The sequence below is a fragment of the Streptomyces plumbidurans genome, assembly GCF_019857225.1.
GTDB classification, from domain to species: domain Bacteria; phylum Actinomycetota; class Actinomycetes; order Streptomycetales; family Streptomycetaceae; genus Streptomyces; species Streptomyces plumbidurans.
The window spans coordinates 82,530-98,065 of the sequence record NZ_JAFJSY010000048.1 but is presented as its reverse complement, the minus strand read 5'-3'; the positions used below and the strand labels follow the sequence as shown (position 1 = coordinate 98,065).

Below are 15,536 nucleotides of genomic sequence, written 5' to 3'. Positions count from 1 at the left end.
CCGCCCGGCGCGCGCCCCGGAGGCTACGGCTACCCGCAGCCCGCCGGCGGCCCGCGACCCCCTGCCGCCCCGGCGGCGGGCGGCCGTACCCGTCACTGGGTCGAGATCAACGGCACCCGCCACCAGATCTCCCGCGCGACTCTGGTGCTGGGCCGCAGCACCGAAGCCGACGTGCGGATCGACGACCCCGGCGTCTCGCGCCGGCACTGTGAGATCCGGACCGGAACGCCCTCGACGATCCAGGATCTCGGGTCCACCAACGGCATCGTGGTGGACGGGCAGCACACCACCCGCGCTACGCTCCGCGACGGCTCGCGGATCGTCGTGGGCAGCACCACCATCATTTACCGGCAAGCCGAAGGGTGAAGCGGGGGCAATGTCAGAGCTGACCCTCACGGTCATGCGGCTGGGTTTCCTGGCCGTACTGTGGCTGTTCGTGATCGTGGCCGTGCAGGTCATCCGCAGCGACCTGTTCGGCACGCGTGTCACTCAGCGCGGGTCCAGGCGCGAGAGCGGACGGCCTCAGCAGCAGGCGGCACGGCAGCAGGCCGCGCCTCCGCAGCAGCGCCAGCAGGCCGGCGGCGGACGCCAGCGCCGCAACGCACCCACCAAGCTGGTCGTGTCCGAGGGCACCCTCACCGGCACGACCGTCGCGCTGCAGGGCCAGACCATCACGCTGGGCCGGGCCCACGACAGCACGATCGTGCTGGACGACGACTACGCCTCCAGCCGCCATGCCAGGATCTACCCGGACCGCGACGGCAACTGGATCGTCGAGGACCTGGGCTCGACCAACGGGACGTACCTCGACCGGAGCCGGCTGACGACCGCCACGCCGATTCCGCTGGGCGCGCCGATCCGCATCGGCAAGACAGTCATCGAGCTGCGGAAGTAGTACGACAATGAGCGAGCGGAGCGAGCACGCAGCGGCAGCCCCCACGGGTTCCGGCGCGCTCCCGACCGGAGGGTGGGCACCGTGCGGATGTACCCGGAGCCGACGGGCGAGGTGCGCATGAGTCTGTCACTGCGCTTCGCCGCCGGATCGCACAAAGGCATGATCCGGGAGGGCAACGAGGACTCCGGATACGCCGGGCCGCGCCTGCTCGCGATCGCCGACGGCATGGGCGGCGCCGCCGCGGGCGAGGTCGCCTCCTCCGAGGCCATCTCCACCATCGTCGCGCTCGACGACGACGTGCCGGGCTCCGACATCCTCACCTCACTCGGCACCGCCGTGCAGCGCGCCAACGACCAGCTGCGCTCGATGGTCGAGGAGGACCCGCAGCTGGAGGGCATGGGCACCACGCTCACCGCCCTGCTGTGGACCGGCCAGCGCCTCGGCCTCGTACACGTCGGCGACTCGCGCGCGTACCTGCTGCGCGACGGCGTCCTCACCCAGATCACGCAGGACCACACCTGGGTGCAGCGGCTGGTCGACGAGGGCCGCATCACCGAGGAAGAGGCCACCACCCACCCCCAACGCTCCCTGCTGATGCGGGCGTTGGGCAGCGGTGAGCATGTCGAACCCGATCTGTCGATCCGTGAGGTCCGGGCCGGCGACCGCTATCTCATCTGCTCCGACGGCCTGTCCGGCGTGGTCTCCCACCAGACCCTCGAGGACACCCTCGCCAGCTACCAGGGCCCGCAGGAGACCGTGCAGGAGCTGATCCAGCTCGCGCTGCGCGGCGGCGGCCCCGACAACATCACGGTCATCATCGCCGACGTCCTGGACCTGGACACCTCGGACACCCTCGCCGGGCAGCTCTCCGACACCCCGGTCGTGGTCGGCGCGGTGGCCGAGAACCAGCACCAGCATCAGCAGCACGACAACGGCATCATGCAGACGCCCGCCGGCCGCGCCTCCGGCCTCGGCCGCCAGGTGCCCGGACAGGGCGGGGGCGGCGAGTTCGGCCCGCCCGGCTCCGGCGACACCACCGGCTACGTGCCCGCGGGCAGCTTCGGTGACTACACCGACGACGACTTCGTCAAACCCCGCAAGGGACGCAAGTGGGCGAAGAGATCCTTCTACACCGTGCTCGCGCTGGCCGTCGTCGGCGGTGGTCTGTACGGCGGCTGGCGCTGGACGCAGACGCAGTACTACGTCGGTACCAAGGACGAGCACGTCGCGCTGTACCGCGGCATCAGCCAGGACCTCGCCTGGGTGTCGCTGTCGAAGGTCGAGAAGGACCACCCCGAGATCGAACTCAAGTACCTGCCGCCGTACCAGCAGAAGCAGGTCAAGAACACGATCGCCGAGGGCGGTCTGACCGACGCCCAGTCGAAGATCGACGAGCTCGGCGTGCAGGCCTCCGCGTGCAAGAAGGAGTCCGAGCGTCAGGCGGCCGAGAGCGAGAACAACTCGAAGACCGGTGCGGGCGAGGCAGGCGGCACCACGGGGACCACGGGAACCACCAAGACCTCCCTCACGTCCAAGGCATCACCGAGCCCCTCGACCTCACCGACCCCGTCCAAGTCAGCGACCGCTCCCACCCCCAGCCCCGGCCCCAGCCTCTCGGAGGATGAGCAGAAGGTCGTCTCGCTGTGCGGTAAGCAGTAGGCAAGCCGTGAGAGGCCCTGTCACACGATGAGCAGTACTACCAACACACCGACGCACCATACGTCCACGATCGGCGCGATCGGCGCCCCGAGCCGCCGCAACACGGAGCTCGCGCTCCTGGTGTTCGCGGTGGTCATCCCGGTGTTCGCCTATGCCAATGTGGGGCTGGCGATCAATGGCTCGGTGCCGAGCGGTCTGCTCGGCTACGGCCTGGGCCTCGGCCTGCTGGCCGGCGTCGGCCACCTGGTCGTAAGGAAGTTCGCACCGTATGCCGATCCACTGCTGCTGCCGCTCGCGACGCTGCTGAACGGGCTCGGGCTGGTGGTCATCTGGCGGCTGGACCAGTCGCCGAGACTCCAGCAACGCGCCAAGTACCTGTTCGGTGCCTTCAGCCCGGACGCGCCGAAACAGCTGCTCTACTCAGCGCTCGGCATCGCGTTCTTCGCGGTGATCATCGTGTTCCTGAAGGACCACCGGCTCCTGCAGCGCTATACGTACATCTCCATGGTCGTCGCGCTCATCCTGCTCGTCGCACCGGTGTTCTTCCCCGCGGTCAACGGCGCCAAGATCTGGATCAGCATCGGCAGCTTCACCATCCAGCCCGGTGAGTTCGCGAAGATCATCATCGCTATCTTCTTCTCCGGCTACCTGATGGTGAAGCGGGACGCGCTGGCCCTGGCCAGCCGCCGTTTCATCGGCCTGTACCTGCCGCGCGGCCGCGACCTGGGCCCGATCATCACCGTGTGGGCGATGAGCCTGCTCATCCTGATCTTCGAAACCGACCTCGGTACGTCACTGCTGTTCTTCGGCATGTTCGTCGTCGTCCTGTACGTCGCCACCGAGCGCACCAGCTGGATCGTCTTCGGTCTGCTGATGTCATCGGCCGGCGCGGTCGGCGTCGCCTCGTTCGAGCCGCACGTCCAGCAGCGCGTCCAGGCATGGCTGCACCCCTTCTCCGACAAGGTCATGGCACAGAGCGACCAGGTCGCCCAGTCGCTGATGTCCTTCGGCTCAGGCGGCGTTCTCGGCACTGGCCTCGGCCAGGGCAATTCCGACCTCATCGGCTTCGCCGCCAACTCCGACTTCGTCTTCGCCACGTTCGGCGAGGAACTGGGCCTGGCCGGCGTGATGGCGGTCCTGCTGCTGTACGGCCTGATCGTGGAGCGAGGCGTGCGCACCGCACTCGCCGCACGCGACCCCTTCGGAAAGCTCCTCGCGGTCGGCCTCTCCAGCGCATTCGCCATCCAGGTGTTCGTCGTCGGCGGCGGCGTGATGGGCCTCATCCCGCTGTCCGGCATGACGATGCCGTTCGTGGCGTACGGCGGTTCCTCCGTCATCGCCAACTGGGCCCTCATCGGCATCCTGATGCGCATCAGCGACACGGCACGCCGACCGGCCCCGGCCCCCATTGCCAACCCCGACGCCGAGATGACCCAGGTGGTTCGCCCGTGAACAAGCCCCTGCGCCGGATCTCGATCTTCTGTGGTCTGCTGATCCTTGCTCTGCTCGTCCGGGACAACTGGATCCAGTACGTCCAGGCCGACTCCCTGCAGAACAACACGCACAACCGCCGTGTCTCCATCGAGCGCTACGCCCAGCCGCGCGGCGACATCATCGTCGACGGCAAGTCGATCACTGGGTCCACGCAGACCTCGGGCAGCGACTTCAAGTACAAGCGCACGTACAAGGACGGCCCGATGTGGGCGCCGGTCACCGGTTATGCCTCGCAGGCCTTCGGCGCCACCCAGCTCGAGTCCATCGACGACGGCATACTCACCGGCAACGACGACCGGCTCTTCTTCCGCAACACCCTCGACATGATCACGGGCAAGGAGAAGCAGGGCGGCAACGTCGTCACCACGCTCAACGCCGCCGCGCAGAAGGCCGCGTACGACGGTCTGAAGACCCAGGGCGGCAAGGGCGCGGTCGTCGCACTCGACCCGCAGACGGGAGCGATCCTCGCGCTCGCCTCCTACCCTTCGTACGACCCGTCCTCGTTCGCCGGCAACTCCACGACCACGGACACCAAGGCGTGGACGAAGCTGCAGAAGAAGAACAATGCGGACGACCCCCTGCTGAACCGGGCGCTGCGCGAGACCTATCCGCCCGGCTCCACCTTCAAGGTGGTCACCGCGGCCGCGGCCCTGGAGAACGGCCTCTACACGTCCGCCGACCAAAAGACCGACTCGCCGCTGCCCTACACCCTGCCGGACACACACACCGAGCTGAAGAACGAGGGGAACATCCCCTGCAAGAACGCCGACATGCGGACCGCCCTGCAGTACTCCTGCAACACGGTCTTCGGCAAGATCGGTGCCGACCTGGGCAAGGACAAGATGGTCAAGGAGGCCGAGAAATTCGGCTTCAATGCCGAGCAGTTCACGCCGGTGCGCTCCAACGCCGCCGTCTTCCCCAAGACGATGGACCGGCCGCAGACCGCGCTGAGCTCGATCGGTCAGTTCGACACCGCCGCCACCCCGCTGCAGATGGCCATGGTCGCTTCCGCAGTCGCCAATGACGGCAAGCTTATGAAGCCGTACATGGTCGACAAACTGCAGGCGCCGAACCTGGACACGCTCCAGCAGACGGACCCCCAGGAGCTCAGCCAGCCCCTGTCCTCGAAGAACGCCCAGATCCTCCAGTCCATGATGGAGACGGTGGTCGAGAAGGGCACGGGCACCAACGCCAAGATCCCCGGCGTCACCGTAGGCGGCAAGACCGGTACCGCGCAGCACGGCGTCGCCAACAGCAAGAACCCGTACGCCTGGTTCATCTCCTACGCCAAGATGCCCGACGGCAGCTCCCCGGTGGCCGTGGCCACGGTCATCGAGGACGACAACGCCAACCGTGACGACATCTCCGGCGGCGGTCTCGCCGCGCCCATCGCCAAGAGCGTGATGGAGGCGGTCATCCACTCCAAGAAGTGACCCCGCTCACGTCCCCTTCACATCGGTGCACGTTGCGATACCGGTCCTGTATCGGGTCACGGGCTTGGCCAGGTCACACAAAGCGATCCGGGTACGGTAGGCCCGGACGGCAGCCTCCGGCCGCACACGAGTGACGGCCGGGACCGACGGAGAGGGCTGGTAGGTAGCTATGGAAGAGCCGCGTCGCCTCGGCGGCCGGTACGAACTGGGCCAGGTGCTCGGTCGTGGTGGCATGGCGGAGGTCTACCTCGCGCATGACACCCGGCTGGGGCGTCAGGTGGCGGTGAAGACGCTGCGGGCTGATCTCGCGCGCGACCCGTCATTCCAGGCCCGGTTCCGCCGGGAGGCCCAGTCGGCCGCCTCGCTCAACCATCCCGCGATCGTCGCGGTCTACGACACGGGCGAGGACTACATCGACGGGGTCTCGATCCCGTACATCGTGATGGAGTACGTGGACGGCTCCACGCTCCGCGAGCTCCTGCACTCCGGCCGCAAGCTGCTGCCCGAGCGGGCCATGGAGATGACCGTCGGCATCCTCCAGGGCCTGGAGTACGCCCACCGCAGCGGCATCGTCCACCGCGACATCAAGCCGGCCAACGTCATGCTCACGCGCAACGGCCAGGTCAAGGTCATGGACTTCGGCATCGCCCGCGCCATGGGCGACTCCGGCATGACGATGACCCAGACCGCCGCCGTCATCGGCACCGCGCAGTACCTCTCGCCCGAGCAGGCCAAGGGCGAGCAGGTCGACGCCCGCTCCGACCTGTACTCCACGGGCTGCCTGCTCTACGAACTGCTCACCGTACGGCCCCCGTTCGTCGGGGACTCCCCCGTAGCGGTGGCATATCAGCACGTACGTGAAGAAGCACAGGCCCCGTCGGTCTTCGACCCCGAGATCACGCCCGAGATGGACGCGATCGTCCTGAAGGCTCTGGTCAAGGACCCCAACTACCGCTACCAGTCCGCCGACGAGATGCGCGCCGACATCGAGGCCTGCCTCGACGGCCAGCCGGTCGCGGCCACAGCGGCCATGGGCGCGGTCGGCTACGGCGGCTACCCCGACGACCAGCCGACGACCGCCCTGCGCTCCGCAGACGGCGGCGCCACGTCGATGCTGCCGCCGATGAACCCGGACGACGGCGGCTACGGCTACGACGACCGCCCCGACCGCCGCCGCCAGAAGAAGTCCAACACCTCCACGATCCTCCTGGTCGTGGCGGGCATCCTGGTGCTGGTGGGCGCGATCCTGATCGGGAAGTGGGCGTTCGGCGGGAGCGGGGGCGTCGGCAACGACAAGGTCGCCGTGCCCAACCTGGTCAGCCAGTCCGAGGCGGACGCCAGGCAACTGCTGAACAACAGCGACCTCAAGGTCGGCGCGGTCAAGAAACAGCCCTGCGAGGACCAGACCAAGGGCAACGTCTGCTCGCAGGACCCCGGCAAGAACTCCGAAGTGAAGAAGGGCACCGCGGTCGACTTCGTGGTGTCGACCGGGGCGCCGAAGGTGGCTGTGCCGACCGTCCTGGGCAAGAAGCTCGACGAGGCCAAGCAGATCCTCGAAGCCGACAAGTACAAGTTCGTCGTCAAGACGAAGACGCAGGAGTCCGCGGAGGAGCCGAACACGGTTCTGGACCAGGACCCCAACCTCGGTGATGAAGTCCAGAAGGGCTCCACGATCACCCTGACCATCGCCAAGGCCGCCGAGAAGTCTGTCGTCCCCGACGTCTCCGGCAAGACCTGTGACGATGCCAAGGCGCAGATGACGGCCAACAACCTGACCGGCAACTGCACGGAGGTCGACACCCAGGACCCGAACCTCGTGGGCAAGGTCGTCAGCACCGACCCGCAGGCGGGCACCCAGGTCAAGAAGAACTCCGCGGTGAACATCCAGATCGGCAAGGCCCAGCAGAACCAGCAGGTTCAGGTTCCGCCCATCCAGGGCCAGAAGCTCAAGGACGCGCAAAACGCGCTACGGCAGGCTGGTCTGCAGGTGGGCAACATCCAGGGCTCGCAGGACGACAACGCCATCGTCATCAACTCGGACCCGGCCCCGGGCAGCACGGTCAACCAGGGCACCGCGGTGAACCTGGTCACCGCCGGAGGCGGCGGCAACAACGGCGGGAACAACGGCGGCACCAACTTCTTCGGCGGTACCGGCGGCTAGGTCCTCCGTCAGCCAAACCGAGAGCCCCGGCTCCCTGTTCACAGGGGGACCGGGGCTCTCGACGTCGAACGCAACCTGCCCGGCTGGCTCTGTCAGCGCAGTTCCTTCGGTGGCGTCCGTGTAGTAGCCGGCGACGCCGTTGTTGAGGGCGTTCATCGAGGCGCCCTTCTCGACTCTCTACCTGTACTTCTGGCTCCTCCATCGATCGTTTCTTCACATCTGATGACTCGTTGATCGGGAGGGGTGGGCCACAGAAAGCTCTGCCCCAGAGCTGGCAGCGAGCAGCTACCAGGTTCTGACCGGTACGCGACTGGCCCTCTTTAAGAGGGCCAGTGGGATCCAGTCGCGCTCCAAGGCGCTGGCCCTGTTTTCCCGCCGAGCCGTCCTCAACGTCGCCATGCTGCTCCGAGACAGCGAAGTCGCACGTCAGGTCCGCGTGTACCTCCTGGACATGGAGTACCTGGCGCGTAGCCAACCTGTGGATAACTCCCCCTACGGGGAGGCCGTATCCCTGGACGACCGCATCGACCAACGCATCACCCACATCCTCGGCAAGACGGTCGTACCGATGTTCAACGCTTTGATCGAAACCTCGGGCGAACACCGCAGGGAACTGATCGCGCTCCGGACCGGAGTCCAGCGCATCGAACGTCGTCTCCACCAGCACCACGCCCGGTTGAAGCGGCTCGAAGGAGTACGGGACGACCGGCCCGCCATCGGAGTCATGGCCGCCATGGACGCCATGAACGGCCACACGTTCGAGCGCCACGTCGCGAAATTGCTGATCCGCGACGCCTGGTCGTCCAGAGCAAGAGGTGGGCTCCCTACCAGACCATCAGCAGCCCGGACATCCAGAAATTCATCGGCTCGGCGAAGGTTCTGTACAGCTCGGAAGTAGCGCTGTTCGTGGCAACGTGCCCCTTCACCCCGGGAGTGGGGTGCCGGGGAACCGCTGAAGATCCTGGAGTAGGTACCCGCATGACACATAAGGGCCCGAAGCCGCAAAGGGTAGTTGCGGCTTCGGGCCTGGCTCATTGGGGCAGCGCAGTTCTGTCAGCGCAGTTCCTTCGGTGGCGTCCGCTTGTTGTCCACCTTGTCGACGCGGACCAACTCGCCCCACACCACGTACCGATACCGGCTCGTGTAGACCGGGGTGCACGTCGTCAGGGTGATGTAGTGGCCGGCCTTGGTCTTCCCGGACTCCTTCGGGATCTGCGAGAGGACCTTGACGTTGTACTTCGAGGTTTCGTCGAGGATGTCGTAGACCTTGTAGACGTACCACTTGTCCTTCGTCTCGAAGACGATCGGGTCGCCCTTGCGGAGCTTGTCGATGTTGTGGAACTTCGCGCCGTGGCCGTCGCGGTGGGCGGCGAGGGTGAAGTTGCCCTTCTTGCCGGTCATCGGGAGGGCGGCCTTCACGGGGTCCGTGTAATAGCCGGCGACGCCGTTGTTGAGGACGTTCGTCGAGGTGCCCTTCTCGACCAGGACCTCGCCGTTCTTCATGGCGGGCACATGCAGGAAGCCGATGCCGTTCCTGGTGTTGAGCGCGCCGGGCCCGGTGTCCTCCTGGTGGCTCCAGTTGTCGCGCACCCGGTCCGCTTCCTTGTCCGCCTTGCGGTCGGCGACGACGTTCGTCCACCACAGGGAGTAGACGACGAACAGCCCCAGGATCAGGCCCGCCGTGATGAGGAGTTCGCCGAGGAAACTCACCGCCGCCGCGACCGGGCCGGGCCTCCGGCGGCGTGCCGGTGGCGCCGCCGGCGCGTCGGTTCCCTCTTGAGTGCCGTCGGTGGTCGCTGCCACGTTCATCCGCCCCTACTCGACGAGCGCATCCGGCTTGCCCTTGCTGCGCGGCCGTTCCTCGACCATCTTGCCCCAGACGATCAGCCGGTACTTACTGGTGAACTCGGGAGTACAGGTCGTCAGCGTGATGTACCGCCCCGGCCCGGTGAAACCCGACTGCGGCGGCACGGGCCCGATCACACTCGTGTTGCTCGGCGACGTCACCGGCAGCGTCGACGTCATCTTGTAGACGTAGTACTCGTCCTGCGTCTCGACGACGACGTCGTCGCCCTTCTTCAGCCTGTTGATGTACCGGAACGGCTCGCCGTGCGTGTTGCGGTGGCCCGCCAGCGCGAAGTTGCCGGTCTTGGCGGACGGCATCGCCGTCTTCAGCCTGCCCTCGCTGTAGTGACCGACCATGCCCTTGTCCAGCACCTTCTTGTTGCTGACGCCCTCGGCGATCGGCACGACCACGTCCAGTTTGGGGATGTGGAGGATCGCGAAACCCTGCCCCGGCGCGAAGTTGCCCGGCGCGCGCTTGCCGCTCGCCCAGTCGTTCTGCAGGCTGCTGGCCTCCTTGTCCGCCGCGGCGTGGGCGCGCACGTTCGTCCACCACAGCTGATAGCTGACGAACAGCAGCATCAGCACGCCGGTGGTGATGAACAGCTCCCCGATCGCCCGGCTCGCGAGGACACCCGGACTCGGCTTGCGGGCCCGTGCCTGCCGTCGCGCCTCGACCCGCGAGAGCGGCGACTGCCCACCCGCCTCGGACGCCTCACCGGCCGTGGCCGCGGCAGCAGCGCCGCCATGACGCCCATGACGGCGCTTGGCGGCCTTTCTGCGGGCCGCACGGCCGCCCGTGGTGGTTCCTGTGGCGGATGTGGTCGCTGAGGCGGCAGAGGACGATATGGAACCGCCCGGCGGCTCCGGGATCCGCAGCGCCACGGTCTCGTCATCGGTGGGCTGCTGATACGCCGTCTGACCGGTCCCCGACTGATACGCCGTCTGACCGGTCCCCGATTGATACGACGTCTCTTCGACCGGCGGTTGGTACGACGCCTCCTGAGCCGGCGGCTGATACGCCTGCCGTCCCACCGACCACTCCTCGAACGCACCGGACGCCCCGTACGGCTCCTGCCCGTACGAGGTGCCGGACTCGCGCTCGGGGCGCAGCGCGGTCACGCCGTGGCCCTGCCCACCACCGGGGCGAGCCCGGCCGACCTCGCCACCGCACCCTGGTCGCCGCACTCCACCAGCCAGTTGGCCAGCATCAGATGCCCGTGCTCGGTCAGTACCGACTCGGGGTGGAACTGCACGCCCTCGACCGGGAGTTCACGGTGCCTGAGCCCCATGACGATCCCGTCGTGCGTGCGCGCGGTGACCTCCAGCTCGGCCGGAACCGTCAGCGGCTCGGCAGCCAGGGAGTGGTAGCGGGTCGCGGTGAAGGGCGAGGGCAGACCGGCGAAGACGCCCCTGCCCCCGTGCTCGACCAGCGAGGTCTTGCCGTGCAGCAGCTCGGGCGCGCGGTCCACCACACCGCCGTACGCCACCTGCATCGACTGCATGCCCAGGCACACGCCGAAGACCGGCACCCCGGTCGCCGCGCAGTGCCGCACCATCTCGATGCAGACACCGGCCTCCTCAGGCTTGCCCGGTCCCGGCGACAGCAGCACACCGTCGAAGCCGTCCTGGGCGTGCGCGGTCGACACCTCGTCGTTGCGCACCACCTCGCACTCGGCGCCGAGCTGGTACAGGTACTGGACGAGGTTGAAGACGAAGCTGTCGTAGTTGTCGACGACGAGAATCCGTGCACTCACTGGTTGTCCACCGTCACATCGTTGAAGGGCAGCAGCGGTTCGGCCCACGGGAAGACGTACTGGAAGAGGACGTAGACCACCAGCAGCATCAGCGCGAGTGAGATCAGCGCCTTCACCCACACATTGCCCGGCAGATGCCGCCAGATCCAGCCGTACATGCCGTCCCTTCCGTTCCGTCACGGCACCGGATTCACGCCGTACCCGCACCAGACTAACGGCGCAGAGCCGCTGGTTTCCCTGCCTCCACAGGCTGTGTGGAATCCAGATGCGCCCACACGATCAGGCGATGGCTGTGGCCCCACTCCGGATCGCACGTGGTCAGCGTGAGATAGCGGCCCTCCCGCGTATACCCCGACTTACGTGGCACAGGGTCAATCACCTCAACGTCCGTGGGCACGGTTTTGTAGGGCCCTTTGTCGATCCGATACGTGAACCAGGTCGTCCCGTCGGTCAGCACCACCGCGTCCCCGGGCCGCAGCCTGGGGAAGTTCACGAACGGATCGCCGTACGTACGGCGGTGTCCGGCGACCGCGAAGTTGCCCTCCTGGCCGAGCCGGGCGGTGTTCGCGTAGTGCCCGAGCCCCTTCTTCAGGGTGCTCACTTCGGTGTTCTCCAGCACGGGCTTGTTCCACGTGAAACCAAGCCGCGGGATGTACATGATCGCGAAGGGCTTGCCCGCCGCATACGGCGCCGGCGGCGCGGGAGCGGCCGTGGTGCTGGGCGAGGGTGTGGTCGTGGGGTGTGCCGTCTGCTTGGCCCACCGGTCCTGCAGGACGTCGATCTGGTGGTTCATCGCGCCGTCCGCCCTGACACCGGTCCAGAACAGCACATAGACGACGAACAGCACGATCAGCGTGCCGACCGTGATGCAGAGCTCGCTGACGGCCCTGACAACGACACGCACCGGCAGCTCCCGAGAACGGTTCGGCTCACTCCACGGGCTGGGCGTAGTGCAGATCCACTGTGCCCGAGTAGCCGGGCAGAGTCACCGTCCCGTCCTCGGTGACTTTCCAGCCGAGGCCGTAGACATTCACGTACACCATGTAGTTCTGGATCGCCGGGGACGCCGAGAGCGCCTTGTTGAGCTTGTCCGGGTCGCCGATCGCCGTGATCTTGTACGGCGGTGAGTAGACGCGGCCCTGGAGGATCAGGGTGTTGCCCACACAGCGCACGGCGCTGGTGGAGATCAGCCGCTGGTCCATGACCTTGATCCCCTTGGCCCCGCCCTGCCACAGGGCGTTGACCACGGCCTGCAGATCCTGCTGGTGGATGACCAGGTAGTCGGGCTGCGGGTCGGGATAGCCGGGCAGCTTGGCGGTGGCGTCCGGCGGGGCGTCATTGAGCGTGACGGTGATCGCCTTGCCCTTCACCTTCTGCGTGCCCGCGCTCTTCTCCAGTCCCGCGAGCTTCTCGTCCTGCGCCTTGCTGCTGCCGTCGTCGCGCTCGGCGAAGGACTCGACGTCGTGCCGGAGGGAGCCGTTGGACTCGTCCAGTTCGCCGTTCTTGCGGCTGCGTTCCTGGATGAGGTCGGAAAGCTTCAGCAAGGACGTGTCCGTACGGATATTGGTGCCCTTGGCCGTATTGAAACTGGTGAAGAAAATGAGCCCCGCGAGGGCGAAGACGGCCACCGTGAGCACACGCACGGGCCGGAAACCCCGCTTGCGGTCAGGGCTGGATCCGGCCTGGGGGGAGTCGGCAGAATTGCTCAACGTACCCTTATCTCCTTCGGCGCCACGGAAGCACTACGCTAACGGACGCCCGGGGGAGCCAAAGAGTCCCCTTGTACGCTGCCCCGGAGCCAGCCACAGTTCCCTGCGCGGCCACGCAGCGCATCGACAGGAGAGACCCTCGTGCCGAAGTCACGTATCCGCAAGAAGGCCGATTACACGCCGCCGCCGGCGAAGCAGGCCGCCAGCATCAAGCTGACGAGCCGCTCCTGGGTCGCGCCTGTGATGCTGGCCATGTTCATCATCGGGCTCGCCTGGATCGTCGTCTTCTACGTGAGTGACGGTTCGCTGCCCATCGACGCTCTGGACAACTGGAACATCGTGGTGGGCTTCGGCTTCATCGCCGCCGGATTCGGCGTCTCCACGCAGTGGAAGTAGCGCCCGAAGTACCGGCTACGACCCGGTGAACATAGCTCTGCCCAGGGCTATCCGCTGAGTTATCCACAGCCCGCAGAAACATCCACAGAGTCCCTGGGGATAAAGAACGACGATCTGTGGATAACCCATCGGGCGTTGACGCCGGTACGACCATCCCAATGCTCTTCGCAAGTCTGTTCGCCCCCTGCCTGACCTGCACAAACACCGGTCGGTTACAGGGGGCACAGCTGTTCCCGCACCCTATGCACAAGATTCGCCACCCGCTGTGGACAACCGCGCACGTCAGGTGAGCTGAGCGGTCCTGAGCAGGGTCATGACCACGACGGCCACCAGAACGACCGCACAGGTGCCGTACTGCACCAGGTTCCGGTGCTCGCGTGGGGCGTGCACCATCGCGTACCCGGTGATCACGCCGGCGACGAGGCCGCCGATGTGGGCCTGCCAGGCGATGTTGCTCCAGCCGAACGTGAAGATCAGGTTGATCACCAGCAGCGCGATGACCGGCCGCATGTCGTACCTGAGCCGGCGCAACAGGACCGCGGTCGCGCCGAAGAGCCCGAAGATCGCGCCGGAGGCGCCGAGCGAGGGCTGGTTGGGGGCGGCGATCAGATAGGTGAGCGCGCTGCCGGCCAGTCCGGAGACGAAGTAGAGGGCCAGATAGCGTGCACGGCCGAGGGCCGCTTCCAGGGGCCCGCCGATCCACCACAGGCTGAGCATGTTGAACAGGATGTGGATATAGCTGCCGTGCAGGAACATCGCGGTCAGCATCCGGTAGTAGTCGCCCTGCGCGATGCCCTCGACGCCGTTGAGCACGGGCACATAGGCCTGGCCGAGCAGCTCGAACCGGTTGGTGAAGCGGTCCCCGACGGACAGCTGGACCAGGTACACCGCGAGGTTGATGCCGATCAGCACTTTGGTCATCAGGCGCGGGTCCGCGGTGACGCTGCCGCCGGCGAGTGTGCGGGGGCGGGAGGCGGCCGGTGCGTGGCCGGTGCCGGAGTCGCCGCGGGCGCAGTCGGGGCACTGGAAGCCGACGGAGGCGTTGACCATGCACTCGGGGCAGATCGGGCGGTCGCAGCGGGTGCAGCGGATGCCGGTCTCGCGGTCGGGGTGGCGGTAGCAGCCGGGCAGGCTCTGGGCGTGCTGAGGCTCCCTGTCCTCCGGGCCCTGAGGGCTGCCGGGCGCCTGGTCCATGAGTTCCCCTAGGTCGTCGTACGTGCGCCGTGCACACCATGCACCGCCCCGCCCATCTTTACGGATGAGCGGGGCGTTTGGTTCCTGCCCTGCGTGGAGTTCAGCCCTCGCGGGTCTCGACGACGACCGATTCGATGACGACGTCGGTGACCGGGCGGTCGGTGCGCGGGTTGGTCTTGGCGGTGGCGATCGCGTCGACGACCTTCTGGCTGCCGGTGTCGGTGACCTCGCCGAAGATCGTGTGCTTGCGGTTCAGCCAGGTCGTGGGGGCGAGGGTGATGAAGAACTGCGAGCCATTGGTGCCTGGGCCCGCGTTGGCCATGGCCAGCAGGTAGGGCCGGTTGAAGGACAGGTCGGGGTGGAACTCGTCCTCGAACTGGTAGCCGGGGCCGCCGGTGCCGTTGCCCAGCGGGTCGCCGCCCTGGATCATGAATCCGCTGATCACCCGGTGGAAGACTGTGCCGTCGTAGAGCTTGTCCGTGGATTGCTCACCTGTGCTGGGGTTGATCCACTCCCGCTCGCCCTGGGCGAGTTCGACGAAGTTGCGGACCGTCTTGGGCGCGTGGTTCGGCAGCAGCCGGACTTCGATGTCGCCGTTGTTGGTCTTCAAGGTGGCGTACAGCTGCTCGGCCACGATCTGCCTTCCGTCGTCCTTCCGTGACCCCTCGATCCTCCCATGGTCCGCACCACGCGTCCCCTGTCGGCCTGTCTGGGAACGCGGATCCGGGGAAACCGCCTGGAGAAAAGCAGCCGAGTCCGTCCGGGCCGGGGGCGCTCGTCGTCGATCCGTGGCATTGTCGACGACAAGCGCCTGTTGCCCCGTATTCATCCTCTATAGGACTCGCTCGGCTCTTGGTCAGCTCTGGATGAGTTTGTTGATCGGAGATGGTCCGGAGTCGCTGTGCATGACCCGGATGCCCGCCCTCACATGCCCCGGGGTCAGTTGGAAGGCATGATCCGTAAAAGGGTGGAAAGTCGAAATACCGTACGCCACCG

The 15,536-nt window shown here is 67.0% G+C and carries 16 protein-coding genes; 8 read left to right on the top strand and 8 right to left on the bottom strand.

The annotated features are described in order from the left end of the window. From JYK17_RS27325 to JYK17_RS27295, 7 genes are all read left to right on the top strand, one after another. The coding region (locus JYK17_RS27325) for an FHA domain-containing protein (protein WP_222811376.1) at positions 1-366 on the top strand (366 nt) is incomplete at its 5' end. 10 nt (positions 367-376) lie between these two features. After that, complete coding sequence (locus JYK17_RS27320; RefSeq protein WP_016437088.1) at positions 377-895, top strand: FHA domain-containing protein FhaB/FipA; 519 nt, start codon at positions 377-379, stop codon at positions 893-895. Positions 896-982: 87 nt separating this feature from the next. Next, positions 983-2,554 (top strand): Stp1/IreP family PP2C-type Ser/Thr phosphatase, encoded by a 1,572-nt coding sequence (locus JYK17_RS27315; RefSeq protein ID WP_108011086.1) that lies wholly within the window; start codon positions 983-985, stop codon positions 2,552-2,554. Positions 2,555-2,581: 27 nt separating this feature from the next. Next, positions 2,582-4,006, top strand: coding sequence for an FtsW/RodA/SpoVE family cell cycle protein (locus JYK17_RS27310; RefSeq protein ID WP_108010489.1), 1,425 nt, complete (start codon positions 2,582-2,584; stop codon positions 4,004-4,006). Next, on the top strand, positions 4,003-5,481 hold the full coding sequence (locus JYK17_RS27305; RefSeq protein ID WP_108010487.1) for a peptidoglycan D,D-transpeptidase FtsI family protein: 1,479 nt from the start codon (positions 4,003-4,005) through the stop codon (positions 5,479-5,481). Before JYK17_RS27310 ends, JYK17_RS27305 begins: the two co-directional genes overlap by 4 nt. Positions 5,482-5,650: 169 nt before the next feature. Continuing rightward, positions 5,651-7,642, top strand: coding sequence for a Stk1 family PASTA domain-containing Ser/Thr kinase (gene pknB, locus JYK17_RS27300; protein WP_222811375.1), 1,992 nt, complete (start codon positions 5,651-5,653; stop codon positions 7,640-7,642). A 451-nt stretch (positions 7,643-8,093) separates the two neighbouring features. Next, positions 8,094-8,540, top strand: coding sequence for a hypothetical protein (locus JYK17_RS27295; protein ID WP_234548021.1), 447 nt, complete (start codon positions 8,094-8,096; stop codon positions 8,538-8,540). Between the two features lie 155 nt (positions 8,541-8,695). Here the strand turns inward: JYK17_RS27295 and JYK17_RS27290 are convergent, their stop codons facing one another. Genes JYK17_RS27290 through JYK17_RS27265 form a run of 6 tightly spaced genes read right to left on the bottom strand, consistent with a single transcriptional unit; the run spans position 8,696 to position 12,950 of the window. Further along, the gene (locus tag JYK17_RS27290; protein ID WP_181362422.1) at positions 8,696-9,451 is read right to left on the bottom strand and encodes a class E sortase; all 756 of its coding nucleotides are present in this window, start codon (positions 9,449-9,451) and stop codon (positions 8,696-8,698) included. A 6-nt stretch (positions 9,452-9,457) separates the two neighbouring features. After that, a complete protein-coding gene (locus tag JYK17_RS27285) occupies positions 9,458-10,606 on the bottom strand; it encodes a class E sortase (protein WP_128802409.1) in 1,149 nt (382 codons plus the stop codon). Next, a complete protein-coding gene (locus JYK17_RS27280) occupies positions 10,603-11,241 on the bottom strand; it encodes an aminodeoxychorismate/anthranilate synthase component II (RefSeq protein ID WP_108010481.1) in 639 nt (212 codons plus the stop codon). The genes JYK17_RS27285 and JYK17_RS27280 overlap by 4 nt, the downstream gene beginning before the upstream one ends. Then, complete coding sequence (locus JYK17_RS27275; protein WP_108010479.1) at positions 11,238-11,399, bottom strand: hypothetical protein; 162 nt, start codon at positions 11,397-11,399, stop codon at positions 11,238-11,240. The genes JYK17_RS27280 and JYK17_RS27275 overlap by 4 nt, the downstream gene beginning before the upstream one ends. A 53-nt stretch (positions 11,400-11,452) precedes the next feature. Continuing rightward, the gene (locus tag JYK17_RS27270) at positions 11,453-12,145 is read right to left on the bottom strand and encodes a class E sortase (protein ID WP_128802408.1); all 693 of its coding nucleotides are present in this window, start codon (positions 12,143-12,145) and stop codon (positions 11,453-11,455) included. 25 nt (positions 12,146-12,170) lie between these two features. Beyond that, a complete protein-coding gene (locus tag JYK17_RS27265; protein WP_108010475.1) occupies positions 12,171-12,950 on the bottom strand; it encodes a DUF881 domain-containing protein in 780 nt (259 codons plus the stop codon). 141 nt (positions 12,951-13,091) lie between these two features. Here JYK17_RS27265 and crgA point away from each other — a divergent pair, with 141 nt between their 5' ends. Next, positions 13,092-13,346: a cell division protein CrgA gene (gene crgA, locus JYK17_RS27260; RefSeq protein WP_108010473.1), complete on the top strand. Its 255-nt coding sequence runs from the start codon at positions 13,092-13,094 to the stop codon at positions 13,344-13,346. Between the two features lie 282 nt (positions 13,347-13,628). Here crgA and JYK17_RS27255 read toward each other — a convergent pair whose 3' ends face one another. Continuing rightward, positions 13,629-14,540 carry a rhomboid family intramembrane serine protease gene (locus JYK17_RS27255; RefSeq protein ID WP_128802407.1) on the bottom strand — a complete coding sequence of 304 codons (912 nt, stop codon included), beginning with the start codon at positions 14,538-14,540 and terminating at the stop codon, positions 13,629-13,631. Positions 14,541-14,640: 100 nt separating this feature from the next. Further along, a complete protein-coding gene (locus JYK17_RS27250; RefSeq protein WP_222811374.1) occupies positions 14,641-15,174 on the bottom strand; it encodes a peptidylprolyl isomerase in 534 nt (177 codons plus the stop codon). Positions 15,175-15,536: the final 362 nt, after the last annotated feature.